Origin of the sequence: Ensifer sp. Root278, assembly GCF_001429285.1 — a bacterium.
Taxonomy (GTDB): Bacteria; Pseudomonadota; Alphaproteobacteria; order Rhizobiales; family Rhizobiaceae; genus Ensifer.
The window spans coordinates 13,546-37,496 of sequence record NZ_LMJJ01000034.1 but is presented as its reverse complement, the minus strand read 5'-3'; the positions used below and the strand labels follow the sequence as shown (position 1 = coordinate 37,496).

The following is a 23,951-nucleotide window of genomic DNA, read 5'->3' as shown; positions in this document are numbered from 1 at the left end:
GCGACCGCTTTGGGCTTATGCGGAATGCACAAGCTTGCCGGCAACATAGGTTTGCACAACCCGGCCGGTAAAGCGTGCATTTTCAAACGGCGTGTTCTTGGAGCGCGAGACGATGGCTTCCTTGTAGAGCACCCACGGCTCGTCGAGGTCGAGGACCGCGATATCGGCCTTGGCGCCCGGCCTCAGCGTGCCGGCGTTAAGACCGAAGATCGCCGCCGGGCGGGTCGACATGGCATCGATCAGGCGCATCAATGGAACCTGGCCGCTGTGGTACAGCCGAAGAGCGGCCGCTGCCAGCGTTTCAAGGCCGATCGCACCGTCGGCAGCGTCGGCAAACGGCAGGCGTTTGGTGTCGACGTCCTGCGGGTCATGCGAGGAGACGATGATGTCGATCGTGCCGTCGGCCAGCGCCTCGGCCATGGCCACCCGGTCGTCTTCGCTGCGAAGGGGCGGCGAAAGCTTGAAGAAGGTGCGGTACTCGCCGATGTCGTTTTCGTTGAGCGCCAGATTGTTGATCGAGATGCCGCAGGTGACGTTGGCGCCGCGCTGGCGTGCTGCACGAATGGCCTCAGCCGATTCGGGAACCGAGATTTGGGCGGCGTGGTAGGCGGCCTTCGTCAGGCCGGCGATGCGCAGGTCGCGCTCGAGCGGGATGATCTCCGATTCGCGCGGGATCCCGGCAAGGCCGAGCCAGCTTGCGAGCAGGCCTTCGTGCATGACGCCGTTGGCGCCGAGATACTTGTCGCGGGTCTCAAGAGAGATGACGGCGCCGAATTCGCGCGCATAGGTCATGGCGCGGCGCAGAACCAGCGTGTCGTGGATCGACCGTCGGCCATTGGTGAAGCAGACGGCGCCGGCTTCGCGCAGCAGGCCGAATTCGGTCATCTCTTCCCCGGCCAGTCCCTTGGTCAGGGCCGCGGCAGGATGGACATTGACGAGGGCCTTGTCGCGCGCCGTCTTCTTTACGTACTCGACCAGCGCGATATCGTCGATCACAGGATCCGTGTCGGGCATCGCAATGAAGGTGGTGACGCCACCGACCGCTGCTGCGCGCGACGCGGATTCGAAGGTTTCGCGATGTTCGCTGCCCGGTTCGCCGACGAACACGCGGGCATCGACGAGGCCGGGAACGGCGGTCAGGCCATCGCAGTCCTTGACGAAGGCGCCATCGGGCGCGCCCTGGTTCTGTGCATCCGCGCCGGCGGCCAGGATGCGGCCGTCGTTTCCGACGATGACAGTGCCGACCTCGTCAAGGCTGCGCGAGGGATCGACGATGCGGAGGTTCTTCAGAACGAGTGGTCTGGTCATAGGCGCGGCCCCTGGTTCTGCGAGAGAAGCAGCGTTTCCATCACCGCCATGCGTACGGCAACGCCCATCTCGACCTGCTGTTCGATCACGCTCTGCGGGCCGTCGGCGATTTCCGAGGCGATCTCGACGCCGCGGTTCATCGGCCCGGGGTGCATGACGAGCGCATCGTCCTTGGCCGCCTTCAGCTTCTGCGCATCGAGTCCGTAGTAGTGGAAGTATTCGCGCACCGAAGGCACGAAAGAGCCGGCCATGCGCTCGCGCTGGAGGCGCAGCATCATGACGACATCCGCATCCTTCAGGCCCTCGGCCATCGAGTGATAGACCTCGACGCCCATTTCGGCGATCCCCGAGGGAAGCAACGTCGCCGGAGCGACGACGCGCACGCGGGCGCCCATCTGGTTCAGGAGCAGGATGTTGGAGCGCGCCACGCGCGAGTGCAGCACGTCGCCGCAGATCGCCACGATGATGCGCGAGAGCTTACCCTTGGCGCGGCGGATCGTCAGCGCGTCGAGCAGGGCCTGGGTTGGGTGCTCGTGCTGACCGTCGCCGGCATTGACGACGGAGCAGGAGACCTTCTGCGCCAGGAGTGCGGCAGCACCCGCCGAGGAATGGCGCACCACCAGCACGTCCGGGTGCATGGCGTTCAGCGTCATCGCCGTATCGATCAGCGTTTCGCCCTTTTTCACCGAGGAGTTGCCGACCGACATGTTCATGACGTCGGCGCCAAGCCGCTTTCCGGCGAGCTCGAAGGACGATTGCGTGCGGGTCGAAGCCTCGAAGAAGAGGTTGATCTGCGTCAGCCCCCGCAGCGTGGAGGTCTTTTTCTCTCTTTGACGGGAGATTTGGACGGCTTCATCGGCGCGATCGAGCAGATAGGTTATATCCTGCTCCGTGAGCCCCTTGATGCCGAGCAGGTGGCGATGCGGGAAAGTGATCATGGGCCGCCCTTGCGCTCTGGAAATGTGGTCGCTCTATAAGACTTGGCCCCCGGTACGGCAAGGCTTGGGCGTCATCGTCCGCAGAAAACTTGCAACGGCCATCCTATCTTTTTCGCGCCCCGTTCCGTGGTCGAGAAACTTGCGCTAGAACCGGCCCATGAATCAGATGAACCGGACTGAACAGAAACTCGCCGAGCTGAACCAGCCCAAGCCCTGGTCCGGTGTCAACGCCTATCGCTCCGATCCGCTCGTGGTGGACATCACCTCGTCGATGAGCAAGACGCTGCGCGACGAATTCGATGTGCTCGGCCGTTACGTCACCTCGCCCGAAGCGCAGGAACTGGCGCGTATGGCGAATGAAGGTCCGCCGAAGCTGAAGACGCATGGCCCGCGCGGCGAGCGTCTCGATGTCGTCGAGTTCCACCCGGCCTGGCATGCGCTGATGCGCCGCTCAATGTCGTCGGGCCTGCATGCGTCGGCCTGGGAAAACCTGGCCGACGAGCGCAACCAGTCGCACAAGACACGCGCCATCCGCTTCTATCTGACGGCGCAGCTGGAATGCGGCCATCTCTGCCCGCTGACGATGACGAGCGCGTCGCTTGCCGCGATCACCGCGTCTCCGGCGGTGCAGAAGGAATGGGCGCCGAAGATCCTGTCACGCAAATACGACTCGACGAACCGTCCCTGGATGCAGAAGTCGGCCGTCACCGTCGGTATGGGCATGACCGAGAAGCAGGGCGGTACCGATGTCCGCGCCAATACCTCGACGGCCGAGCGTGTAGGCGAGGGCATCTATCGGTTGAATGGCCACAAGTGGTTCATGTCGGCACCGATGAGCGACGCCTTCGTCATGCTGGCGCAGACCCGCGAGGGCCTTGCCTGTTTCCTCGTGCCGCGTCTTCTGGAAGACGGCAGCGCCAACGGCCTGCGCTTCCAGCGGTTGAAGGACAAGCTCGGCAACCGCTCCAACGCTTCGTCGGAGGTCGAGTTCTCCGACACGTTCGGTTTCATCCTCGGCGCTCCGGACGCCGGCATCCGGACGATCCTCGACATGGTCACGCTGACGCGCCTCGACTGCGCGTTGGCATCCGCAGGCATGATGCGTGCCTCGCTTGCCGAAGCCGTGCACCACACCCGCGGCCGCAAGGTCTTCGGCAAGCCGCTCGTGAGCCAGCCGATGATGACGCGCGTGCTTGCCGACATGGCGCTCGATGTGGCGGCGGCAAGCGCCCTTTCGTTCCGTCTGGCTGAAGCGTTCGACAAGGCCCGCAACAGCCCTGAAGACGCGGCCTATGCGCGGATCATGACGCCTGTTGCCAAGTACTGGGCCTGCAAGATCGCCCCGGCACTGATTTACGAGGCGATGGAGTGCCTTGGCGGCAACGGCTATGTGGAAGAGCGCGCGCTGGCGCGCCATTACCGCGAAGCACCTGTCAACGCTATCTGGGAAGGGTCCGGCAACGTCATGGCGCTGGACGTGCTGCGCGTACTCGCCAAGGGCAAGGACCTCTTCGAGCAGCTCTTCGTCGTTTTGGCGCGCGATCTCGGACCAGCCGGCCGCAAGACGATCGACGTGTTGCGCGCCGCCATGTCGCTCTGCGAACGGGACGAGGGTGCTGCGCGCATGCTGGTCGAGCAATTGGCGCTCGCCGCCGCCGCCGCCGAACTCTATCGTCTCGGTGCCGGCCGCATCGCCGACGCTTTCCTCGAATCGCGACTGGCTGCCGGATGGCGCTCGACCTACGGCATGCTCGATTCGCGCTTCGATTCCGCCTACATCCTCGATCTTCTCTATCCCCCTGCGGCGTAGGCCGTCGGCCCCCTGCGACGTACGTCGTCAGGTCCCGGCGGCGTATGCCGTCAGCCGCTGCGACGTACGTCGTCAGTCCGCTGCCATGTACGTCGTCAGATCCCTGCGACGTAGGTCGTCAGGTAAAGGACGAGTGGTATCGTGAAGAACGAGACGACCGTTTGCACGGTTGCGACCGCCGCATAGAGTTCGGCGTCGCCATCCATCTGCTTGGCCAGCAGATAGCCGTTCATCGCCGTCGGCACGGCCGCGCCAAGCGCGATGACCAGCAGGGCGTCCCCCCGAATGCCGAGCAGATAGCTCGCGCTCACCATGAAGACCGGCATGACGATCAACTTGAGGAAGACCGCGAGCAGCGCCGTCGCGCTCGGCTTCAGCGCATCGGAAGCGCGCAAACCTGCCCCGACCATCACCAGCCCGAGGCTGAGCGAGGCGCTTGCCAGCATCTCGATCGTGGTCATCACGGGGCCGTAGATCTTAAGTCCGACCAGGTTGACGAGAATGCCGAGCACCGAGGCGACGATCAGCGGATTGGTGGCGATCTTTGCGAAGAAGCGCCTGAAGTCACGATTGCCCCCGCCGAACCAGACCAGCACGCCGACATTGTAGAGATTGATGGGGATGATCACGAGCGTCATCACCAGCGCGGTCAGCGTCAGGCCGATCGGTCCATAGAGTTTTTGCGCGATCGCCAGCGCCATGAAGCCGTTCCAGCGTGTTGCGGTCTGGAAGACTGAGGTGAACGAGGCGCCGGACACGTGCCGGTCTCGCAGCACTGGCCAGAGGAGCAGCACGAAGGCCGACATCAGGCTGACGCTGCCGATCGTCGCGATGGCCGTCGCGTCGGCTTTCAACCCGGCAAAGTCTGCCTGGGCAAGCGTCGAGAACAGCAGGGCAGGGAACAGGATGAAGTAGCCGAACTGCTCGAGCCCGAGCCAAAGGCTCTGGTCGACGAATGTCGAGCGTTTGAGCCAGACGCCGAGCAGAACCAGCAGGAAGATCGGAAGGATGCTTTCAAAGACGACGGTCATGGAGGAGGACCTGCGAGGGGGAGGGATACCGCTACCCGAATTTTGCAGAGACCGGAATGGGCTTGCAGCTTTGTGGTGAATGATCGGGCGCAACCGCAAGCGTGAGCGCAAGAAAACCTAGCTTGTGAAAATTAACCTTAACAAATGGTTTACGTTGCACGCCTTGCCTGTAGGCGCGAAATTGACCAGGAATTTCAACAGATCCGGAGTGGAGCGGTTCGGTGAGAACTGGTCTTTTGATCATCATGATGATGTTTTTCGCCGGACTGGCGCTGGATATTGCGGTCCCAACGATGGTCCTGCTTGCCTTGTTGCTGGCAGACCGCGCCATATATCCGCTAGTCTACCGCCGCATCTCGGAAAGGGGAGCCGCATGAAGTGGTTTCTGATCCTTTGGGCCTGCCCGGTCATGTTCCTCACGTCGTGGTATGGTCTCTCCTACTACGACATGAGCTTCGGCTTCTTCATGCTGACGCGGCAGACCCATGATCTCGTGTTCCAGGTCTACGGCCATGTCCTCGGCATTCCGCCAGAGACGATCCCGCCCCTCGTCGCGCGTGCGATCGTCTTCGATAGTTTTGTGGTTTTTGCCATTATCGGCTTTCGCAAGCGCCGTGAGATCGCAGCCTGGTATCGCCGTCGTTTCGGTGCCGGCGTAGCTCAGTCCGAAAGGCCGTCCCTCGCGAGCGAAGCCAGCCTGTCGAGCGCGCCCTGAAGAATGAAGGAGGCGGCGGCCGAATCGATGCGTTCGGCCCGCTTCCGTCGCGACACATCCATTTCGATCAGCACACGCTCGGCCGCAACGGTCGAAAGCCTTTCATCCCAGAAGATGAAAGGCAGCGGCGTCTTTTGCTCCATGTTGCGCACGAAGGCGCGGGTCGCCTGACAACGCGGTCCCTCGCTGCCGTCCATGTTGACGGGCAGGCCGATGACGAAGGCTGCGATCTTTTCTTTTCCTGCCACTGACAGCAGCGCTTCCGCGTCCACCCCGAACTTGATCCGGCGGATCACCTCTCGGGGTGTTGCGAACCTGCGGCCGAGATCGGAGACCGAAAGGCCGATCGTCTTGGTGCCGAGGTCGAGCCCGGCGATCGCCTGGTTCTGTTGAAGCTGGGATGCCAGCTCTTCGATGGTGAGAATTGCCATGTCGGTGTCGATTCGATCTTTGCGCGGAGGGCTGTCTGTTCCATATGCTGTTCCGACACGCAAATCATCAGGGAGATCGTCATGAAGATCAAATGGCTCGGTCATGCCGCCTTTCACATCGAAACGGCAAAGTCCAAAATCCTCATCGACCCCTTCTTCACCGGCAATCCCGCCTTCCGGGACGAGGATCGCAGGGACGCGACCGCCGGGCTCACCCACATCCTCCTGACCCATGGTCATGGCGACCATGTCGGCGATACGATTGCGATCGCCAAGGAGACCGGTGCGACCGTGGTCGCCAATGCCGATCTCGCCGCCTGGCTCGGGCGGCATGGCGTCAAGGCGCTCGAAATGGGAAATACCGGCGGCACCATCAACCTCGGCGCGTTTTCAACGACCTTCGTCAACGCGCTCCATTCCTCGGCGCAGCTCACCGAGGACGGCGTTTCCCATTCGCTCGGCAATGCCAATGGCCTGGTGCTGCATTTCGAGGACGAGCCGACGCTCTACCACATGGGTGACACGGACATCTTTTCCGACATGGCGCTGATCAACGAATTGCACCAGCCGGAAATCGGCATCGTGCCGATCGGCGACCGATTCACCATGGGCGGCGCGGTGGCGGCACTCGCCTGCCAGCGCTTTTTCAAGTTCTCGACGGCGATCCCCTGCCATTACGGCTCGTTCCCGATCATCGACCAGACCCCCGCGACCTTCGTTGCCGGCATGGAAAGTGCATCCACCAAGGTGGAGACACCTTACGTCGGCGTCGTCGTCGAGGTCTGATGTTGCGCCGGGCCTTTTGACGAGAGGTCCGGTACTCCGGCAATTCCCCCGTTGCGTGGCTCGCCGTGCGCCATTATAGCGGGGGAAGTTCCAGTTACCGGAGACGATCATGTCCGTAGACCTTGCCACCGTGAAGCGCGTTGCGCGCCTTGCCCGTATCGCCGTCAGCGAAGAGGAAGCCGAGCGGATGATGGGCGAGCTCAATGGCATCCTCGGTTTTGTCGAACAGCTCTCCGAAGTTAATGTCGATGGCGTCGAGCCGATGACCTCGGTCACGCCGATGGAGATGAAGAAGCGGACGGACATCGTGTCGGACGGCAACAAGGCCGACGATATCGTTGCCAATGCACCGAATTCCGATCGCAATTTCTTCCTCGTTCCGAAGGTGGTCGAATAACCAGACCCCCTGCCGCCCCGACGTTCCCGATTGCGAAAGCCCGATTTCATCATGACCGACCTTATCAGCCTCACGATTGCCGAAGCCCGCGCGAAACTCGCCGCCAAGGAAATCACCGCCGTCGAACTGACGGATGCCTACATCGGCGCGATCGATGCCGCCAATGAGGCGATCAATGCCTACATCGCCGTAACGCCGGACAAGGCGCGCGAGATGGCGAAAGCCTCGGACGCGCGTATCGCCGCCGGCAAGGCCGGTGCGCTTGAAGGCATCCCGCTCGGCATCAAGGATCTCTTCGGCACCGAAGGCGTGCACACACAGGCCTGCAGCCATATCCTCGACGGTTTCGCGCCGCGCTACGAATCGACCGTGACCCAGAACCTCTGGAACGACGGCGCCGTCATGCTCGGCAAGCTGAACATGGACGAATTCGCCATGGGCTCGTCGAACGAGACCTCCTACTACGGTGCCGTGAAGAACCCGTGGCGCGCCAAGGGCTCCAATCTCGACCTCGTTCCGGGCGGCTCGTCCGGCGGTTCGGCTGCAGCCGTCGCTGCGCATCTCTGCGCCGGTGCCACGGCGACCGATACCGGCGGTTCCATCCGCCAGCCGGCCGCCTTTACCGGCACCGTCGGCATCAAGCCGACCTATGGCCGCTGCTCGCGCTGGGGCGTCGTCGCCTTCGCCTCGTCGCTCGATCAGGCCGGCCCGATCGCCCGTGACGTGCGCGATGCTGCGATCCTCTTGAAGTCGATGGCAAGCGTCGACACCAAGGATACGACCTCGGTCGATCTGCCGGTGCCGGATTACGAAGCTTCGATCGGCAAGTCGGTCAAGGGCATGAAGATCGGCATTCCCCGGGAATACCGCGTCGACGGCATGCCGGAAGAGATCGAGGCGCTCTGGCAGCAGGGCATCGCCTGGCTGAAGGACGCCGGCGCCGAGATCGTCGACATCACCCTGCCGCACACGAAGTATGCGCTGCCGGCCTATTACATCGTCGCTCCGGCCGAGGCTTCCTCGAACCTCGCCCGCTATGACGGCGTGCGCTACGGCCTGCGCGTCGACGGCAAGGACATCGTCGACATGTACGAGAAGACCCGCGCCGCCGGTTTCGGCCAGGAGGTCAAGCGCCGCATCATGATCGGCACCTACGTGCTTTCGGCCGGTTATTACGACGCCTATTATCTGCAGGCGCAGAAGGTCCGTACGCTGATCAAGCGCGACTTCGAACTGGCCTTCCACGCCGGCGTCGATGCCATCCTGACGCCCGCTACACCGTCCTCCGCCTTCGGTATCGCCGACGAGGACCTGGCGTCCGATCCGGTCAAGATGTACCTGAACGACATCTTCACGGTAACGGTCAACATGGCTGGTCTTCCCGGCATTGCCGTTCCCGGCGGCCTCGACCACAAGGGTCTGCCGCTTGGCCTCCAACTGATCGGCAAGCCGTTTGAGGAAGAGACGCTGTTCAAGACGGCGCATATCATCGAACAGGCCGCCGGTCGCTTCACGCCCACCAAGTGGTGGTAAGGCTTTGATGGCGGTGCCGGACAGGCGCCGCCACTGTTTCTGAAGGCGATCAGTCACTCTTGTCGCGGAAGGAGCCCGCGTCATGCCCGCCATCCGTCATGCCCGCGCCGGCGATGTCGACCGGCTGACGGCGATCGGTCTCGCCGCTTGGCAATCCGCCATTGCCGGTCTTGCCGATGGTGAGATAATGCGGCGTGTGGCAGAAGCCTCGTTTTTCCGTTTTCTTTCCGATCACTGGTTGTCTGTTTTGCTGATCGAAGCCGAAGGCGGCATTCGCGGTTGGGTGGCGCGAGAGGACTTCGACAACGCGATATCCGACCTGTGGATCGAGCCGGCAGTCCAGGGCAGGGGGCTCGGTGCTTTGCTCCTCGGCGAGATCGAGCGTTGCATCGTTGCGGACGGGTTCGATGTCGCCACCACCAAGACCCATGCGCGCAACGACCGAGCCGTGACCTTTTCCGCAACCGCGGCTACGGCGTGAGTTGGCTTTCCACCGCCTACGCCCCGCAACTCGACAGTGATGTCGAGTTTATCGGTCTGAGCAAAGTCCTCACCGAGCAAGACTAGAACCGCCGACCCTGCGCATATCCGTGCACGGCTGCCACCCGGAAATGCGCAGCTTCCGGTATTGATGCAAGGTGAGGCTTCTCGTCGCTTCACCTTGCGTGAAGCGCCGGCGATACCGGACATCGTTCGATGTCCGTTATCGCCGTTTCAGCCGCTCAGCGGTTGTTGAATTCGGAGCGCACGAGCTGCAAACCGCGTTCCGTGATGCGATAGGGATTTCCGCCGGAAGACGATATCGCCTTCTTGCGCTTCAGTTTGCGGAAGAGCTCCAGGTCGAAGCCGGGGTAGACCCAGCCGTCACGGGTGAAGCAGCGGATCTCGGTGATCGCCTTGCTTTCGCGGATGATTTCGATGCGGCCGCCCTGGGCCAAATGATGAAGAATGCGCTGTTCTGCGCGCGAGATGTCCATTGTCTGAATGTTCCGGAAAAGCGTTCGGAAGAACGCAGGAAAACGTTCCGCAAATCACTGGGAAAGCGGGGTGACGTTTCCGGCCCGTGCGCGCAATCAAAGGAAGATTGCGGGGACGGGCCCTTACCGGGACTCAGGCGAATACGAGAACATCAAAACTCCAGAAAGACGGTGCTTTCCTAAAAGACGTTCGCGAGCGCGTCAAGATGCCCCTGCAACGCCAGGGTGCCGAACGCCACGACTGCCACCTGAAAGACGATGATGAGCGCCAGCCGGGTTCTGAATGGTTCCTTGCGTGTCTTGTGGCGAAATATGTGCCGGGCAGCCATCGCCCCCGGACTTCCGCCGAGAAAAGCAATCGTCAACAGCGTCTGTTCGCTGATGCGCCAACGGCCCGCGCGCGCCGCCCGTTTGTCAAACCAGAACAGCCCGAAGCTTAAGATGTTGATGTAGGCTGCGTACAAGGCGAGTGCGGTGGCGGTGGACATCGGCAAATCTTGGCGCAAGGGTGCTAAACGATGGTTAAGCGGCGCTCCCAACGCACGGCTGTCCGGAGATGCGGCCGCATGCTGCCGAACAACTTGCACCGGCGGACCAATTGTTCTACCGAGAAACCAAGAATTCAGGCTTCAAAGAAGAGCATGATATGAGCATTGTCGACGTCCGCACCCCCGATCCGAAACGCTTCATCCCCGGCGCCACCGGCGACTGGGAAGTCATCATCGGCATGGAAGTCCATGCCCAGGTGCTTTCCAATTCGAAGCTGTTCTCGGGTGCCTCGACGGAGTTCGGCAATGCGCCGAATGCCAACGTTTCGCTGGTCGACGCCGCCATGCCCGGCATGCTGCCCGTCATCAACGAGGAATGCGTGAAGCAGGCGGTGCGCACCGGTCTCGGCCTCAAGGCCGCAATCAACAAGCGCTCGATCTTCGACCGCAAGAACTATTTCTATCCGGACCTGCCGCAGGGCTATCAGATCTCCCAGTTCAAGGATCCGATCGTCGGCGAGGGCAAGATCATGATTTCGATCGGCCCTGATCGCCAGGGCCAGTTCGAGGACGTCGAGGTCGGCATCGAGCGGCTGCATCTCGAGCAGGATGCCGGCAAGTCGATGCACGACCAGCATCCGTCCATGTCCTATGTCGACCTCAACCGTTCGGGCGTGGCGCTGATGGAGATCGTCTCCAAGCCGGACATGCGTTCGTCGGATGAGGCCAAAGCCTATATGACGAAGCTGCGCTCGATCGTGCGCTACCTCGGCACCTGCGACGGCAACATGGACGAAGGTTCCATGCGCGCCGACGTCAACGTTTCCGTGCGCCGTCCGGGCGAGGGCTTCGGCACCCGTTGCGAGATCAAGAACGTCAACTCAATCCGCTTCATCGGCCAGGCAATCGAGTACGAGGCGCGCCGCCAGATCGGCATCCTCGAAGATGGTGGCTCTATCGATCAGGAAACCCGCCTGTTCGATCCGAACAAGGGCGAGACCCGTTCGATGCGCTCCAAGGAAGACGCGCACGACTACCGTTACTTCCCGGACCCGGACCTGTTGCCGCTGGAGTTCGACGATGCTTTCGTTGAAGCGTTGAAGGCCGATCTGCCGGAATTGCCCGACGACAAGAAGGACCGGTTCGTTCGAGACCTCGGCCTTTCGGTCTACGATGCCTCGGTGCTCGTTTCCGAAAAGTCGATCGCGGACTACTTCGAGGCTGTAGCCGAAGGACGCGATGGCAAGATCGCCGCGAACTGGGTCATCAACGACCTGCTCGGCGCCTTGAACAAAGCCGGCAAAGCCATTGAAGAGACTCCCGTTTCCCCGGCTCAGCTCGGCGGCATCATCGATCTCATCAAGGCCGAGACCATCTCGGGCAAGATCGCGAAGGACCTCTTCGAGATCATCTGGAACGAAGGTGGCGACCCGGCCGAGATCGTCGAAGCCCGCGGCATGAAGCAGGTGACGGACACCGGCGCCATCGAAAAGGCAGTGGACGAGATCATCGCCGCCAACCCGGACCAGGTCGCCAAGGTCCAGGCCAAGCCCTCGCTTGCCGGCTGGTTCGTCGGTCAGGTGATGAAGGCGACGGGCGGCAAGGCCAACCCGCAGGCCGTGCAGGCCCTCGTGAAGGCCAAGCTCGGCATCGAGGAATAAGCGATGTTCTTCGTGCGGACGGCCAGCGAGCGTGATCTCGAAAAGGTTCGCGCCCTGCTGGTCGAGACGTGGCATGCGACCTACGACACCTTCTACGGCGTCGAGAAGGTCAACGAACTGACGGAGCGCTGGCATTCGCTGCCGGCGCTGAAAGCGCGGGTCGCGCGCAAGAACGCCGAGTTCCTGGTCGCAGATGACGGTCGCCAGATCGGCGGCATGGGTTTTGCGGCCATGTCCGACACGCAAGCCAAGACTGCCGTGCTGCATCAGCTCTATGTGCTGCCGAAGTTCCAGCGGCAGGGCATCGGCCGCGACATCTTCGCCGAGCTCGAAACCTGCTTCCCGGATGCCGAGCGCATGCGCGTCGAAGTCGAGCCGCAGAACCTGCACGCGCTTGCCTTCTATCGAACGCATGGCTTCGCCGAGGTCGGTGAGACGGCCAACCATGGTGACGAGCAATCCGGTCTGCCGGCGATCATCCTGGAAAAGCGGCTTCTCGGCTAAGTGCAAGTCCTGGCAGCTCCCTGTGGATAACTTCATCGGGGGCGGCTCTGTCATGAAACCTTTGCACTGCAGTGCTTGGTCCGCCGTCGATGAACGAAGCGAGCCGAGGGAACCATGGACGCGATAGCCGAACTCTTGATCCGCAAGGCCGAGCGCGAAGATCTGTCCGCCATCGTGGCACTCTTTGCCGATGATCAGCTCGGTGGTCATGGCGATACGACCGCTCCGGAAGCCTTCGGAGACTACGTCGCCGCCTTCGAACAAATCGAAGCCTCGTCGCTGCAGACACTCTTTGTCGCGGTTCTTGCCCGGGAGATCGTCGGTACCTTTCAGACGGCGCTGCATACGTCGCTTTCCGGTCGCGGCAGCTCGAGCCTGATCGTCGAAGCGGTTCAGACGCGCGAGGATATGCGTGGCCGTGGGATCGGCGAACGCATGATGCGCCACGCGATCGCCGAGGCTCGCGACCGAGGAGCGAAGAAGGTCCGGCTGACGTCCAATGCTGTGCGCACCGACGCGCACCGTTTCTACGAGCGGCTCGGCTTCACGCGCAGTCACTTCGGCTTCCTCATGCCGTTGAAATGACGGCCTTTGCCTCGGAATCACTGGACAAGCCATGAGCGGCGGGGCATAAGCGGGAACATAGTTTTGGTATCTGGCCGCCTTCCCAACGGCCGGTTAAGGACGGCATCCATGAAGCTCCTGCTGCAGATTTTCACCTGGTGGAACGAACAGACGATCGGAACGCGCTTTCACACCTGGCGCCATGGTCAACGGGTCGGTCAAGACGAACTCGGCAATGTCTACTATCAGGGCGGCAAGGACTCAGAAGGCCGCACCCGCCGCTGGGTGATCTACAATGGCTATGCCGAAGCCTCCGCCATTCCGGCCGGCTGGCACGGCTGGATGCATCACCGAACCGACGTCTCGCCGGCCGATGAGAAATACACGCCGCGCGAATGGCAGAAGCCGCATCGCGCGAACCCGACCGGTACGGCCAGCGCCTACCGCCCGCAGGGCTCGATTGCAGCCACCGGCAAGCGTCCGCGCGTGACCGGCGACTACGACGCCTGGACGCCTGGCTCCTGAATAATCTGTTCTCAGAGACGACGACGGGCCGCGGAATAGGTTCCTCGATCACGGCGCGGCCACAATTGATGGTTAGCGCCTGAAATCCATCGACGATGAACAGGGCACGCGGGAGACAGGCGACAATGGCAGGTTCTGATCTGCGCAAAGCAATCGGCCAAGGAGCACGGCGGTTGGGCTTGTCCCTGCTTGCCGGTTTGCCGCTGATCGCCTCGGCGGGAGCCGTTGACGCGGCGCGCCTCTCCAATGCCGTCGCTGTCTTCTCCGGCATCGACAAGATCACCGGCCGCATCACCACCTTCGACGTCTATATTGGCGAGACGGTCCAGTTCGGCGCCCTCCAGGTGACGCCGCGCGTCTGCTACAGCCGCGATGATACCGAAGCGCAAAAGATCACGACCTTTGTCGAGGTCGAGGAGATCACGCTCGACCGCAAGATCCGCCGCATCTTTACAGGCTGGATGTTTGCCGATAGCCCGGGCCTGAACGCTGTGGAGCATCCGGTCTATGACGTCTGGCTGCAGTCCTGCAAGGCGACGTCCGATCTGCCGCCACCGGATACCGCGGCGAAGCAGTAATTCGCTGAGGCTGCCGGACATAAGAGCGGCAGCCTAACCCGTAATCGATCTACCTCATCACCTTGGCGCTATGCGCTTGGCGGTTCCTTGCGGCCCAACAGGCCCTTGAAGAAACGCATAGCCGCAGCACCTGCAATCACGACCAGCACGCCGCCCTTTTTCAGAAAGGCCAGCGCGACGGCAAGCAAGCCGGCCTTGGCGGCGACCTTGGCGCCGGCGCCGGCTGCAATAAGGCCCGCCATTCCATAGGCCGCGACAGCATCGCCCTCCTTGAAGTCCGCGTAGGCCTGCCCGGCGTCGAACTGCACCATGCCCGTAACACCCGGCAGTCCCGACTTGATTTCGTCGAGCTGCTCCAGCCCCGAAACGAAGTTCATCTGCAGCACGCCTTCGCGGCTGAGGATGCGAACAGAATAGTTCAGGGTATGGGGCGCGTTTGGATCCTTGCCGAAGATCAGGTCGCGTGCCCAATGCATCGTGTGCGTTGCCAGATCGTAATGGGGAGGGGAGGCCCAGCCGACCAGCGTGATCGGATCGTAGCCCTGCTTCTCGCGCTCGATGTTGTTTTCGGCAGACGCTTCCTTCAGCTGTGCCAGCAGTTCGGTAAAATCGGTGGTCAGCGCATCCGCATCCGAGACGTAACCGTCCTTCAGGTAATCGATGACCGATCCCCAGGCTTTGTCGGCGTCAGGCGCATACTTGGCGGGAAACACCATGCCGAGATGACCCTCGGCAGAGCCCGGAGGATTGCCCCACAGGTCGACAAGGACCTTCTTTGTGTCGGCAGGATCCAGGAAATAGAACTCCGCTGGAATATCGAGCTGCGCCTGGGCTGCGGGCAGCGAGACCTTGCCCTGCTTGAAATCAAGCGACCCGACGATGGCCGAGTACTCAGGCGACAGGTTCGGTTCGCTGCCGAACATCTCGCGATATGTCTTTGCTTCCGCAATCGCGCTGGAAGCCATGAAAACCGACAATGCCAATATAAACTTGTTCATCCATGTGCCCTCGAAAACGGTTGAACTGTGGATGAACATGTGAGCGAAGTACATCTCCAGGTGGAGATATCCAACGAAGAGTATCCCGCTCTCAAGTGGAATCACTGGAAGCGGGAAGACGCTCTAGAAGGAAAGGTCTGGCGAGTTCATCGCGTTGCCGAGCATGATCTCGTACTCGGCCTTCGGCACATCGACCGCACCGAAAGATTTCAGATGCTCGGTCGTGAATTGGGTGTCCAGCAGCTCAAAGCCTCGGGCACGCAGGCGCTGCACCAGATGCACAAGGCAGATCTTTGAGGCGTCGGTGCGCCTTGAAAACATGCTTTCGCCGAAAAATGCCGAGCCGAGCGAGACACCGTAGAGGCCGCCGACCAACAGGTCGTCCTCCCAGGCCTCGACGCTGTGGGCGTAACCCATCGTGTGCAGCGTTGCGTAGAGGGTGCGGATCTTGTTGTTGATCCAGGTCGTCGGGCGGTCAGGGGCCGGGGCGGCGCAGCCTTCCATCACTGCTTCGAAGGCGGTGTTGAAGCGGATGTCGAAGGGTTTTCGGCGGATCGTCTTGGCGAGGCTGCGGGAGACGTGAAAGTCCGTGAGCGGGATAACGCCGCGAATTTCGGGCTCGACCCAGAAAAGCTCGGGGTCATCGGCCGAATCGGCCATAGGGAACAGGCCGATCGAATAGGCGCGCAGCAGCATGTCCGGTGTAATGTCGGGCTGCTTGCTGCGCGTCCCTTTCAATGTACGGTCCTTACTCGGACGTGGCGGCCAGATGCTTTTCCAGCCAATGGATATCGTAGTCGCCGTTGGCAATATCCTGATTATTGATCAGGTCCTGGAACAACGGAAGCGTGGTCTTGATGCCATCGATGACAAATTCATCAAGCACACGGCGCAGACGCATCATACATTCGACGCGGGTACGCCCGTGCACGATCAGCTTGCCGATCAGGCTGTCGTAGTACGGCGGGATGCGGTAGCCCTGATAGGCGCCCGAATCGACACGTACGCCAAGACCGCCCGGAGCATGGAAATGCGTGATCGTGCCCGGGGAGGGGACGAAGGTGCGCGGGTCCTCGGCGTTGATGCGGCACTCGATGGCGTGTCCGGAGAACACGATGTCTTCCTGCTTGACCGAGAGGCCGCCGCCGGAGGCGACGCGGATCTGCTCGTGCACGAGGTCGATGCCGGTGATCGCTTCGGTGATCGGATGCTCGACCTGAAGACGGGTGTTCATTTCGATGAAATAGAACTCGCCGTTTTCGTAGAGGAATTCGATCGTGCCGGCGCCGCGGTACTTCAGCTTCTTCATCGCGTCGGCGCAGACCTGGCCGATCTTCATGCGCTGGTCGACGTTGAGGGCTGGGGAGTTTGCTTCTTCCCAAACCTTCTGGTGACGACGCTGCAGCGAGCAATCGCGTTCGCCGAGGTGCACCGCGTTGCCGGCACCATCGCCAACGATCTGGATCTCGATGTGGCGCGGCTTGCCGAGGTACTTTTCCATGTAGACGGCGTCGTTGCCGAAGGCAGCAAGCGCCTCGGCGCGGGCAGTCGAGACGGCTTCTTCGAGGTCAGCCTCGGAGCGAGCGACCTTCATGCCGCGGCCACCGCCGCCGGCTGTTGCCTTGATCAGCACCGGGAAGCCGATCTTGCGGGCGACTTCAAGCGCGTTTTCCGGCTTCACTTCGCCATCGGAACCCGGAACGACCGGGATGCCAAGCTCCTGCGCCGTCTTCTTGGCGGTGATCTTGTCGCCCATGATGCGGATGTGCTCCGCCGTCGGGCCGATGAAGGTGATGTCGTGCGCTTCCAGGATTTCGGCGAACTTGGCGTTTTCCGACAGGAAGCCGTAGCCCGGGTGCACGGCATCGGCGCCGGTGATTTCGCAGGCAGCGACGATCTGGTGAATGTTCAGATAGCTATCGCGCGAAGGCGGCGGGCCGATGCAGACGCTCTCGTCGGCGAGGCGCACATGCATGGCGTCAGCGTCGGCCGTGGAATGAACGGCAACCGTAGCAATGCCGAGCTCCTTGCAGGCTCTGAGCACGCGAAGGGCGATTTCGCCGCGATTGGCAATGAGAATTTTCGAGATCATCGCCACGCCGCCTTATTCGATTACGATCAGCGGTTCGCCATATTCGACGGGGGCTGCGTCCTGGACGAAGATCTCGGTGACCTTGCCCGAGCGCGGAGCCGGGATCTGGTTCATCGTCTTCATGGCTTCGATGATCAGGATCGTCTGGCCTTCCTTGACGGTGGCGCCGACTTCAACGAAGGGGCGGGCGCCCGGTGCCGGAGACAGATAGGCGGTGCCGACCATCGGTGCGGTCACGGCGTTCTTCGATGCGCGGGCGCTCTCGGCGGCGGGAGCGGCGACAGCGTTTGCAGGGGCAACCGCTGCGGCTGCGGCAGGGAACTGGTAGGCCGGCATCTGCGGCATGGCCATCGGCATTGCAACCGGCGTGCCGTTGCGCGAGACGCGAATGCGCAAGTCGTCCTGCTCGACTTCGATCTCGGTCAGATCGGTGTCCTTGAGAATGTTGGCGAGATCGCGGATCAGCGCCTGGTCGATACCTGGTTTCTTGTCAGCCATGGAATATGAGCCTCTTGTGTTCTTTTTATTTCGACGGATGTGTCAGGTTCTTTAGCGCATGCAGCGCAAGAATGTAACTCTGGGCACCGAAGCCGCAGATGACGCCTTTGACAGCCGGCGCGATCATCGACTTGTGACGGAATTCCTCGCGCGCATGGATGTTCGAGAGGTGGAGTTCGACGACTGGAATGCCGATGGCGCGGATGGCGTCGTGAAGTGCGATCGACGTATGGCCGTATGCCGCCGGATTGATCGCCACGCCGGCGGCGACGTTGCCGGCTTCATGCAGCCAGTCGACCAGCGTGCCCTCATGGTTCGATTGGCGGAAATCGACCTCGAAACCGAGCGTCTTGCCCTCCGCCTTGCACATGGCCTCGATATCGGCGAGCGTCTGGCCGCCATAAATACCCGGTTCGCGCTTGCCCAGCGCATTCAGGTTGGGGCCGTTCAGCACGAAAATGGTCGATGGCATAAGGGATTCCGGTCCGGTGATGGAGGGTTACCTATAGACTGATGGTCCCGCGAGGAAAAGCCCTTTGGGCCCCCGCGGGATTTGTCCACAGTCATGGGAAGGTTTGTCAGCAGGCCGTCTTGCCGCATTCGCGCATATTGGAGACCTTGCCCTCGATCTCTTCGGCGCCGACGGCACCAAAGACCGCTTCGTTACCGATGACATAGGACGGTGTGCCGGTGATGCCGAGGTCGTTGGCAAGCCCATAGGCCTCGCGCACGGCCGCATCATGCGGCTCCTTTTCCATCTTGGCGCGCAGGTCCTTCTCCGAGACGCCAAGCTTTGCGGCAACCGCAATTGCGGTCTCTTCCGTGGCACGATCTTCGCCGCCGAGCAGCGCACGATGGAAGTCGCCGTACTTTTCCGGAGCGACCAGGCGGAACGCGGCGCTCACCTTATGGGCGGCAAGCGAATCCGGACCGAGGATCGGCAGTTCCTTCAGCACGAAACGGACGTTCTTATCCTTGGCGAGGATGTCATCCATGTCGGAGAGGGCGCGTTTGCAATAGCCGCAATTGTAGTCATAGAACTCGACGATGGTGACGTCGCCCTTGGGATTGCCAAGGACCATGTCATAGTCGGAGTTGAAGATCGCCTTCTTGTTCTCGGTGATCGCGCTCTCAGCCGCTTCCTGCTGTTTGGCGCGCTGTTTCGTCGTCAGCGCCTCCTGGACTTCAAGCATGATCTCCGGATTGGCGATCAGGTACTCCTTGATGAACGCGCCGATCTCTTCCTTCTGCTTCGCGTCGAGCGCAAACGCGCTTTGCGGCAGGCTGACCCCGGCCACGAGCGCTGCGAGCGTCCCGGCGGCAATCATCTTGGTGCTGAAATTCATTTCTACCTCGTTGTCCTTGCGTGTCCTGTGTGTCGTTCATCCCCCGTCGTCACGTCAACCGGCAGTTCTGAAAGACAACAGGAATCCTCGTATCCGCAATATGCTGGCAGCATAGGGTGGGTGCCGCGGAAACGAAACGGCAAAATCGGCAGAAATACGGCACTCGCGGACTTGTGAAGGTCAATTTCATCGGGCAAAGGGGCTGGATAACAGCCGCTTATCGAGGATTTTCCGTTGGTAGACTTGTCAAAACGCAGCGCCGTCGAACCTTTTCACGCGATGGATGTGCTGGCGGAGGCGACCCGCCGCCGTGATGCCGGCCACCCGGTGATCTCGATGGCAGTCGGGCAGCCTGCCCACCCGGCGCCGCAGGCCGCTCTCGAAGCTGCGCGCAACGCACTCCAACATGGGCGCCTTGGCTATACCGACGCACTCGGCACGCTATCGCTGCGAACCGCGATCGCCCGCCACTACGAGAAGCGCCACGGTATCGCGCTCGATCCGCAGCGGGTGGCCGTCACCACGGGATCGTCCGCCGGCTTCAATCTCGCCTTCCTTGCGCTGTTTGATCCTGGCGACTGCGTCGCCATCGCGCGGCCCGGCTATCCGGCCTACCGCAACATCCTCGCCGCTCTCGGGCTGACGGTGGTCGAGGTCGAGGCGAATGCCGAGACCGGCTTCACACTGACGCCGGAAAGCCTGAAGCGGGCCGCTGCAAAGGTCGGCCGACCGCTGAAGGGTGTGTTGCTGGCAAGCCCGGCGAACCCGACCGGCACCGTGACGGGGAGGGCCGGCCTCAAGGCGCTGGCCGACTATTGCCGCGCGGAAAAGATCGCGTTCATCTCCGACGAGATCTATCACGGGCTGACTTTTGCCGGCGAAGAGGCGAGCGCGCTGGAGGTTACCGACGAAGTGATCGTCATCAACTCCTTCTCGAAATATTACTGCATGACCGGCTGGCGCATCGGTTGGATGGTGTTGCCCGCCGATAAGGTGCGGGGCTTCGAGCGCATCGCCCAGAGCCTTTACATTTCGCCGCCGGAACTGTCGCAGATCGCCGCTGAAGCGGCGCTTGACGCGCATGAGGAACTCGACCGCTACAAGGCCGCCTATGCCGTCAATCGGGACATGCTGCTGAAGCGCCTGCCGGAGATCGGCTTCTCGATCGCCTCGCCGATGGACGGTGCCTTCTATGCCTATGCGGATGTCAGCCGCTTTACCAATGACAGCATGGCCTTTGCCCGGCGGATGCTCGCCGAGATCAATGTCGCGGCAACGCCGGGTTTCGACTTCGATCCGTTGGAAGGGCATCGCACGATGCGCTTTTCCTATGCCGGCGCGGAGGCTGACATGGTCGAGGCAATGGACCGGATCGCGCGCTGGCTTGCCTGATTGCCCGACTGGACGGGCAGGGGAGCGAAGACGCCCCGTCTGCTGTGGCCATCACCCGTAAAAGAAAAGGCCCGGAGCGATCCGGGCCTTTTTATTTGTGCTCTTTCGCGTCCAACGCTTCGGCGTCAGGATCCCGGTTCGGCTTCGAGCCGGGACCAGAGGCGACTTCTTAGAAGAAGCCGCGGCGCTGCCACCAGCCGCCCTTCTTGGGCTTGGTCGGGTCTTCTTCTTCGCCTTCGGCCTTCGGAGAGCTCGAGGTCACGACAGGCTCCGAGGCGATCTTCGAAAGGTCGCGGTTCGCGCGCGCCGGCTTGGTTTCCGCGAGGTCGGCCGCAGCCTCTTCCACCGCCTCGGCGGCGACATCGACGCCTGCCGGCTGGTCTTCGATAACCGCCTGAGCGACTTCATCGACGGTTGCGACCGGTTCTTCGGCTTTTACAGCCTTCTTGCGGGTCCGCTTCGGCTTGGCCGGCTTGGCCTCGACGGCCTCGGCTTCCGCGACGACTGCCGCGGTTTCCTCGACGGCGACGGCTACTTCGATCTCTGCGGCGACGGCCGGCGTGTCAACGGCTTCCGGCTCGTCGGCGTCATCACCTTCGGCATCGGCCTCGATCTGGCCTTCGCCTTCACCTTCGCCCTCCGGACGATTGCGGCGGCCACCGCGCTTGCCGCGGCGGCGGCGCTTGCGCTTCTGCTCGCCGTCAGCGGTTGTGGCCTCGGCATCGACGCCCTCGTCGTCCGCATCACCTTCGTCGGCGTCGTCATCGACATCGCCTGCCGCTTCGGACGCCTGGCCGACGGCACCTTCGGCCTGCTGGCCACCCTTGCCGCGACGGCGGCGACGGCGCTTGCGCTTGCGTCCACTCTGGTCGTCGGAGGACTGGGCAGCCTTCGGCTGCTCCTGGCGCGGCTCGCTGACGACTTCTTCGGCTTCTTCTTCGTCGAGATCCTCTTCGATCACGACGTCATCTTCTTCCGGCTCCGGCTGGAAGTGCAGGAGCTGCTCGATCTTGACCGGGTTTTCGACCGGTTCGCCGCGATCGATTGCGAAGTGCTGTGCGCCGACATGAGCGTCCGCCTCGATGATGATCGAAACGCCGAAGCGGGCCTCGTAATCCATGATCGTGCCGCGCTTCTGGTTCAGCAGATAGAGCGCGATATCCGGGATGGTGCGCACGGTGATGTCGTGCGTGGTGTTCTTGAGCAGATGTTCTTCGACGCCGCGCAGCACGTGCAGGGCGACGGAGGACTGCGAGCGAACGTGGCCCGTGCCGTTGCAGTGCGGGCAGGTCTGCATCGTCGATTCGAGCACCGAGGCGCGAATGCGCTGACGCGACATTTCGAGCAGGCCGAAATGCGAGATGCGGCCGACCTGGATGCGGGCGCGATCGTTCTTCAGGCAGTCCTTCAGCTTCTTCTCGACGGCGCGGTTGTTGCGCTTTTCTTCCATGTCGATGAAGTCGATGACGACGAGGCCGGCAAGGTCGCGCAGGCGCAGCTGGCGCGCCACTTCTTCGGCAGCCTCCAGGTTCGTCTGCAGCGCCGTGTCTTCGATCGAGTGCTCGCGCGTCGAACGACCGGAGTTGACGTCGATCGAAACCAGCGCTTCGGTCTGATTGATGATGATGTAGCCACCGGACTTCAATGTCACCTGCGGCTGCAGCATGCGGTCGAGCTGCGCTTCGATACCGGAGCGCGAGAAGATCGGATGTACGTCGCGATAGGGCTGAACCACCTTGGCGTGGCTCGGCATCAGCATCTTCATGAAGCCCTTGGCTTCCTTGTAACCTTCCTCGCCGGAAACGATGATCTCGCCGATATCCTTGTTGTAGAGATCGCGGATCGAGCGCTTGATCAGGCTGCCTTCCTCATAGACGAGGCAGGGGGCCGTGGAGTTCAGCGTCAGCGTGCGGACGTTTTCCCACAGGCGCATCAGGTATTCGAAGTCGCGCTTGATCTCGACCTTGGTTCGGTTCGCACCCGCGGTGCGCAGGATGACGCCCATGCCCTGCGGCACTTCGAGGCCGCGCGCGATTTCCTTCAGGCGCTTGCGGTCCTGCAGGTTGGTGATCTTGCGGGAGATGCCGCCGCCGCGTGCCGTGTTCGGCATCAGGACAGAGTAGCGGCCGGCCAGCGACAGGTAGGTCGTCAGCGCCGCGCCCTTATTGCCGCGCTCTTCCTTGGCAACCTGGACGAGCAGGATCTGGCGCCGCTTGATGACTTCCTGGATGCGGTACTGCTTGCGCGGCTTGCGGACCTGGCGATCCGGAACCTCTTCCATGGCATCTTCGGCGCCGACGGATTCGATGATTTCCTTTTCGCCATCGTGGCTGTCGTCATCATCATCGTCGTCGTCATGGCGACGACGGCTGTCGACGTCTTCGGAGATCGCGTCGGTATCGACCATCGCGGCCATTTCGCCGCCGTTGCTTTCGTCGCCATCGACGGAAGCGGCAGCCGCTTCTTCCGCAGCCTTGGCCTTGGTTTTGCGGGTGCGCTTCGGCTTTGCCTTGGGCTTTTCGACCGGCACTTCCTCTTCGACCACCGGTTCGGCGGTGACGGCTTCTGCCGGCTGCGCCTCGACTTCGGTCTCCGCTACGACCTCGAGGTCGACGGGAACGGAAAGTTCGCTCGCCGGCGCCGGGGCGGTTTCGACATGTTCGATGTCGTCGTCGCGTCGCGCTTCTTCGGCTTCGGCCTTCAGCAGTGCCTGACGGTCGGCAAGCGGAATCTGGTAGTAGTCGGGGTGAATTTCGGCAAAGGCCAGAAATCCGTGGCGGTTACCGCCGTAGTCGACGAAGGCGGCCTGCAGCGAAGGCTCCACTCTGGTGACCTTCGCCAGATAGATATTGCCGCGGATTTGCTTCTTATGTTCCGACTCGAAGTCGAACTCTTCTATGCGGTTTCCGCGTACGACAACGACGCGCGTCTCCTCGGAGTGAGACGCATCGATAAGCATTTTCTCTGCCATCTAAGCTGTGCTCCTCGGCGCACCAGCGGAACGGGAGACAGACCTGCTTCCTTGGGAAGACTGCCAAACACGTCGGAAGGTGCGCCGGATATGAAAGTTCCTGTTTGGTGCAGGCGATGGTGCAGCAGCCAGACGACAGCCGGAACACCTGTGTCCCGGGGCCGCTCTACTTCTGACCGATACTGCTGAGTCAACATCAATGACCAAACAAGAATGCCAATGTCCAAGGTCTCATGAAGACCCAATGAATTCGCCCGCTTGCGGGCGTTGGTGAAAAATCACCATCAAGAACTCCGGCCACCGCCGGAAATTTGCGATCCAGTGTACGAGGAGGAAATGCAGCGACGGCGGATGAACACCTTGCGACCGCGGAAGTGCGATGCGTTTAACCGGTTGATCCGGTTCGAC

The 23,951-nt window shown here is 62.0% G+C and carries 26 protein-coding genes; 12 read left to right on the top strand and 14 right to left on the bottom strand.

What is annotated here, in order from left to right:
- Positions 1-15 precede the first annotated feature (15 nt).
- Both ASE60_RS19935 and ASE60_RS19930 read right to left on the bottom strand, forming a co-directional pair.
- Positions 16-1,308: a dihydroorotase gene (locus tag ASE60_RS19935; protein ID WP_057252283.1), complete on the bottom strand. Its 1,293-nt coding sequence runs from the start codon at positions 1,306-1,308 to the stop codon at positions 16-18.
- Positions 1,305-2,246, bottom strand: coding sequence for an aspartate carbamoyltransferase catalytic subunit (locus tag ASE60_RS19930; RefSeq protein WP_057252282.1), 942 nt, complete (start codon positions 2,244-2,246; stop codon positions 1,305-1,307). The genes ASE60_RS19935 and ASE60_RS19930 overlap by 4 nt, the downstream gene beginning before the upstream one ends.
- 157 nt (positions 2,247-2,403) lie before the next feature.
- Between ASE60_RS19930 and ASE60_RS19925 the strand changes: the two genes are divergently transcribed.
- On the top strand, positions 2,404-4,056 hold the full coding sequence (locus tag ASE60_RS19925; RefSeq protein WP_057252281.1) for an acyl-CoA dehydrogenase family protein: 1,653 nt from the start codon (positions 2,404-2,406) through the stop codon (positions 4,054-4,056).
- A gap of 95 nt (positions 4,057-4,151) precedes the next feature.
- On the opposite strand, the gene ASE60_RS19920 is transcribed toward ASE60_RS19925, so the two are convergent.
- Together ASE60_RS19920 and ASE60_RS34725 are read right to left on the bottom strand one after the other, a co-directional pair.
- Complete coding sequence (locus ASE60_RS19920) at positions 4,152-5,087, bottom strand: AEC family transporter (RefSeq protein ID WP_057252280.1); 936 nt, start codon at positions 5,085-5,087, stop codon at positions 4,152-4,154.
- A 31-nt stretch (positions 5,088-5,118) separates the two neighbouring features.
- Complete coding sequence (locus tag ASE60_RS34725) at positions 5,119-5,334, bottom strand: hypothetical protein (protein WP_156414687.1); 216 nt, start codon at positions 5,332-5,334, stop codon at positions 5,119-5,121.
- A gap of 126 nt (positions 5,335-5,460) precedes the next feature.
- Here ASE60_RS34725 and ASE60_RS19915 point away from each other — a divergent pair, with 126 nt between their 5' ends.
- Positions 5,461-5,802, top strand: coding sequence for a DUF6105 family protein (locus ASE60_RS19915; RefSeq protein WP_057252279.1), 342 nt, complete (start codon positions 5,461-5,463; stop codon positions 5,800-5,802).
- Here the strand turns inward: ASE60_RS19915 and ruvX are convergent.
- A complete protein-coding gene (ruvX, locus tag ASE60_RS19910) occupies positions 5,748-6,233 on the bottom strand; it encodes a Holliday junction resolvase RuvX (RefSeq protein ID WP_057252278.1) in 486 nt (161 codons plus the stop codon). The genes ASE60_RS19915 and ruvX overlap by 55 nt on opposite strands.
- Positions 6,234-6,314: 81 nt before the next feature.
- Here ruvX and ASE60_RS19905 point away from each other — a divergent pair, with 81 nt between their 5' ends.
- The 4 genes from ASE60_RS19905 (at position 6,315) to ASE60_RS33970 (ending at position 9,430) form a co-directional block, all read left to right on the top strand.
- On the top strand, positions 6,315-7,019 hold the full coding sequence (locus ASE60_RS19905; protein ID WP_057252277.1) for a metal-dependent hydrolase: 705 nt from the start codon (positions 6,315-6,317) through the stop codon (positions 7,017-7,019).
- A gap of 109 nt (positions 7,020-7,128) precedes the next feature.
- Positions 7,129-7,416 (top strand): Asp-tRNA(Asn)/Glu-tRNA(Gln) amidotransferase subunit GatC, encoded by a 288-nt coding sequence (gatC, locus tag ASE60_RS19900; protein ID WP_057252276.1) that lies wholly within the window; start codon positions 7,129-7,131, stop codon positions 7,414-7,416.
- Between the two features lie 51 nt (positions 7,417-7,467).
- On the top strand, positions 7,468-8,949 hold the full coding sequence (gene gatA, locus ASE60_RS19895; RefSeq protein ID WP_057252275.1) for an Asp-tRNA(Asn)/Glu-tRNA(Gln) amidotransferase subunit GatA: 1,482 nt from the start codon (positions 7,468-7,470) through the stop codon (positions 8,947-8,949).
- 82 nt (positions 8,950-9,031) lie between these two features.
- The gene (locus tag ASE60_RS33970; RefSeq protein WP_244495674.1) at positions 9,032-9,430 is read left to right on the top strand and encodes a GNAT family N-acetyltransferase; all 399 of its coding nucleotides are present in this window, start codon (positions 9,032-9,034) and stop codon (positions 9,428-9,430) included.
- A gap of 241 nt (positions 9,431-9,671) precedes the next feature.
- On the opposite strand, the gene ASE60_RS19885 is transcribed toward ASE60_RS33970, so the two are convergent.
- Positions 9,672-9,926 carry a YjhX family toxin gene (locus ASE60_RS19885; RefSeq protein WP_057252273.1) on the bottom strand — a complete coding sequence of 85 codons (255 nt, stop codon included), beginning with the start codon at positions 9,924-9,926 and terminating at the stop codon, positions 9,672-9,674.
- Positions 9,927-10,105: 179 nt separating this feature from the next.
- On the bottom strand, positions 10,106-10,414 hold the full coding sequence (locus ASE60_RS19880) for a DUF1294 domain-containing protein (protein WP_057252272.1): 309 nt from the start codon (positions 10,412-10,414) through the stop codon (positions 10,106-10,108).
- Positions 10,415-10,572: 158 nt separating this feature from the next.
- On the opposite strand from ASE60_RS19880, the gene gatB reads away from it, so the two are divergent.
- The 5 genes from gatB (at position 10,573) to ASE60_RS19855 (ending at position 14,246) form a co-directional block, all read left to right on the top strand.
- The gene (gatB, locus tag ASE60_RS19875) at positions 10,573-12,075 is read left to right on the top strand and encodes an Asp-tRNA(Asn)/Glu-tRNA(Gln) amidotransferase subunit GatB (protein ID WP_057252865.1); all 1,503 of its coding nucleotides are present in this window, start codon (positions 10,573-10,575) and stop codon (positions 12,073-12,075) included.
- A 3-nt stretch (positions 12,076-12,078) separates the two neighbouring features.
- Positions 12,079-12,579 carry a GNAT family N-acetyltransferase gene (locus ASE60_RS19870; RefSeq protein WP_057252271.1) on the top strand — a complete coding sequence of 167 codons (501 nt, stop codon included), beginning with the start codon at positions 12,079-12,081 and terminating at the stop codon, positions 12,577-12,579.
- Between the two features lie 114 nt (positions 12,580-12,693).
- The gene (locus ASE60_RS19865; protein WP_093232281.1) at positions 12,694-13,164 is read left to right on the top strand and encodes a GNAT family N-acetyltransferase; all 471 of its coding nucleotides are present in this window, start codon (positions 12,694-12,696) and stop codon (positions 13,162-13,164) included.
- A gap of 108 nt (positions 13,165-13,272) precedes the next feature.
- Positions 13,273-13,668, top strand: coding sequence for an NADH:ubiquinone oxidoreductase subunit NDUFA12 (locus ASE60_RS19860; protein ID WP_057252270.1), 396 nt, complete (start codon positions 13,273-13,275; stop codon positions 13,666-13,668).
- A 125-nt stretch (positions 13,669-13,793) separates the two neighbouring features.
- Positions 13,794-14,246: a DUF2155 domain-containing protein gene (locus ASE60_RS19855; protein WP_057252269.1), complete on the top strand. Its 453-nt coding sequence runs from the start codon at positions 13,794-13,796 to the stop codon at positions 14,244-14,246.
- Positions 14,247-14,314: 68 nt separating this feature from the next.
- Here the strand turns inward: ASE60_RS19855 and ASE60_RS19850 are convergent, their stop codons facing one another.
- From ASE60_RS19850 to ASE60_RS19825, 6 genes are all read right to left on the bottom strand, one after another.
- Entirely contained in the window at positions 14,315-15,244 is a 930-nt protein-coding gene (locus tag ASE60_RS19850) for a DUF2167 domain-containing protein (protein WP_057252861.1), read from the bottom strand.
- Positions 15,245-15,367: 123 nt separating this feature from the next.
- Positions 15,368-15,982: a leucyl/phenylalanyl-tRNA--protein transferase gene (gene aat / locus ASE60_RS19845; RefSeq protein WP_057252268.1), complete on the bottom strand. Its 615-nt coding sequence runs from the start codon at positions 15,980-15,982 to the stop codon at positions 15,368-15,370.
- A 10-nt stretch (positions 15,983-15,992) separates the two neighbouring features.
- Positions 15,993-17,336, bottom strand: a complete 1,344-nt coding sequence (accC, locus tag ASE60_RS19840; protein WP_057252267.1) for an acetyl-CoA carboxylase biotin carboxylase subunit — start codon at positions 17,334-17,336, stop codon at positions 15,993-15,995.
- A 12-nt stretch (positions 17,337-17,348) separates the two neighbouring features.
- Positions 17,349-17,834: an acetyl-CoA carboxylase biotin carboxyl carrier protein gene (gene accB, locus ASE60_RS19835; protein WP_057252266.1), complete on the bottom strand. Its 486-nt coding sequence runs from the start codon at positions 17,832-17,834 to the stop codon at positions 17,349-17,351.
- Positions 17,835-17,859: 25 nt separating this feature from the next.
- Complete coding sequence (gene aroQ / locus ASE60_RS19830) at positions 17,860-18,306, bottom strand: type II 3-dehydroquinate dehydratase (RefSeq protein ID WP_057252265.1); 447 nt, start codon at positions 18,304-18,306, stop codon at positions 17,860-17,862.
- A gap of 106 nt (positions 18,307-18,412) precedes the next feature.
- Positions 18,413-19,180, bottom strand: a complete 768-nt coding sequence (locus ASE60_RS19825) for a DsbA family protein (RefSeq protein WP_057252264.1) — start codon at positions 19,178-19,180, stop codon at positions 18,413-18,415.
- A gap of 234 nt (positions 19,181-19,414) precedes the next feature.
- Here ASE60_RS19825 and ASE60_RS19820 point away from each other — a divergent pair, with 234 nt between their 5' ends.
- The gene (locus tag ASE60_RS19820) at positions 19,415-20,572 is read left to right on the top strand and encodes an aminotransferase class I/II-fold pyridoxal phosphate-dependent enzyme (protein ID WP_112995483.1); all 1,158 of its coding nucleotides are present in this window, start codon (positions 19,415-19,417) and stop codon (positions 20,570-20,572) included.
- Between the two features lie 169 nt (positions 20,573-20,741).
- On the opposite strand, the gene ASE60_RS19815 is transcribed toward ASE60_RS19820, so the two are convergent.
- On the bottom strand, positions 20,742-23,543 hold the full coding sequence (locus ASE60_RS19815) for a ribonuclease E/G (protein WP_057252262.1): 2,802 nt from the start codon (positions 23,541-23,543) through the stop codon (positions 20,742-20,744).
- Positions 23,544-23,951: the final 408 nt, after the last annotated feature.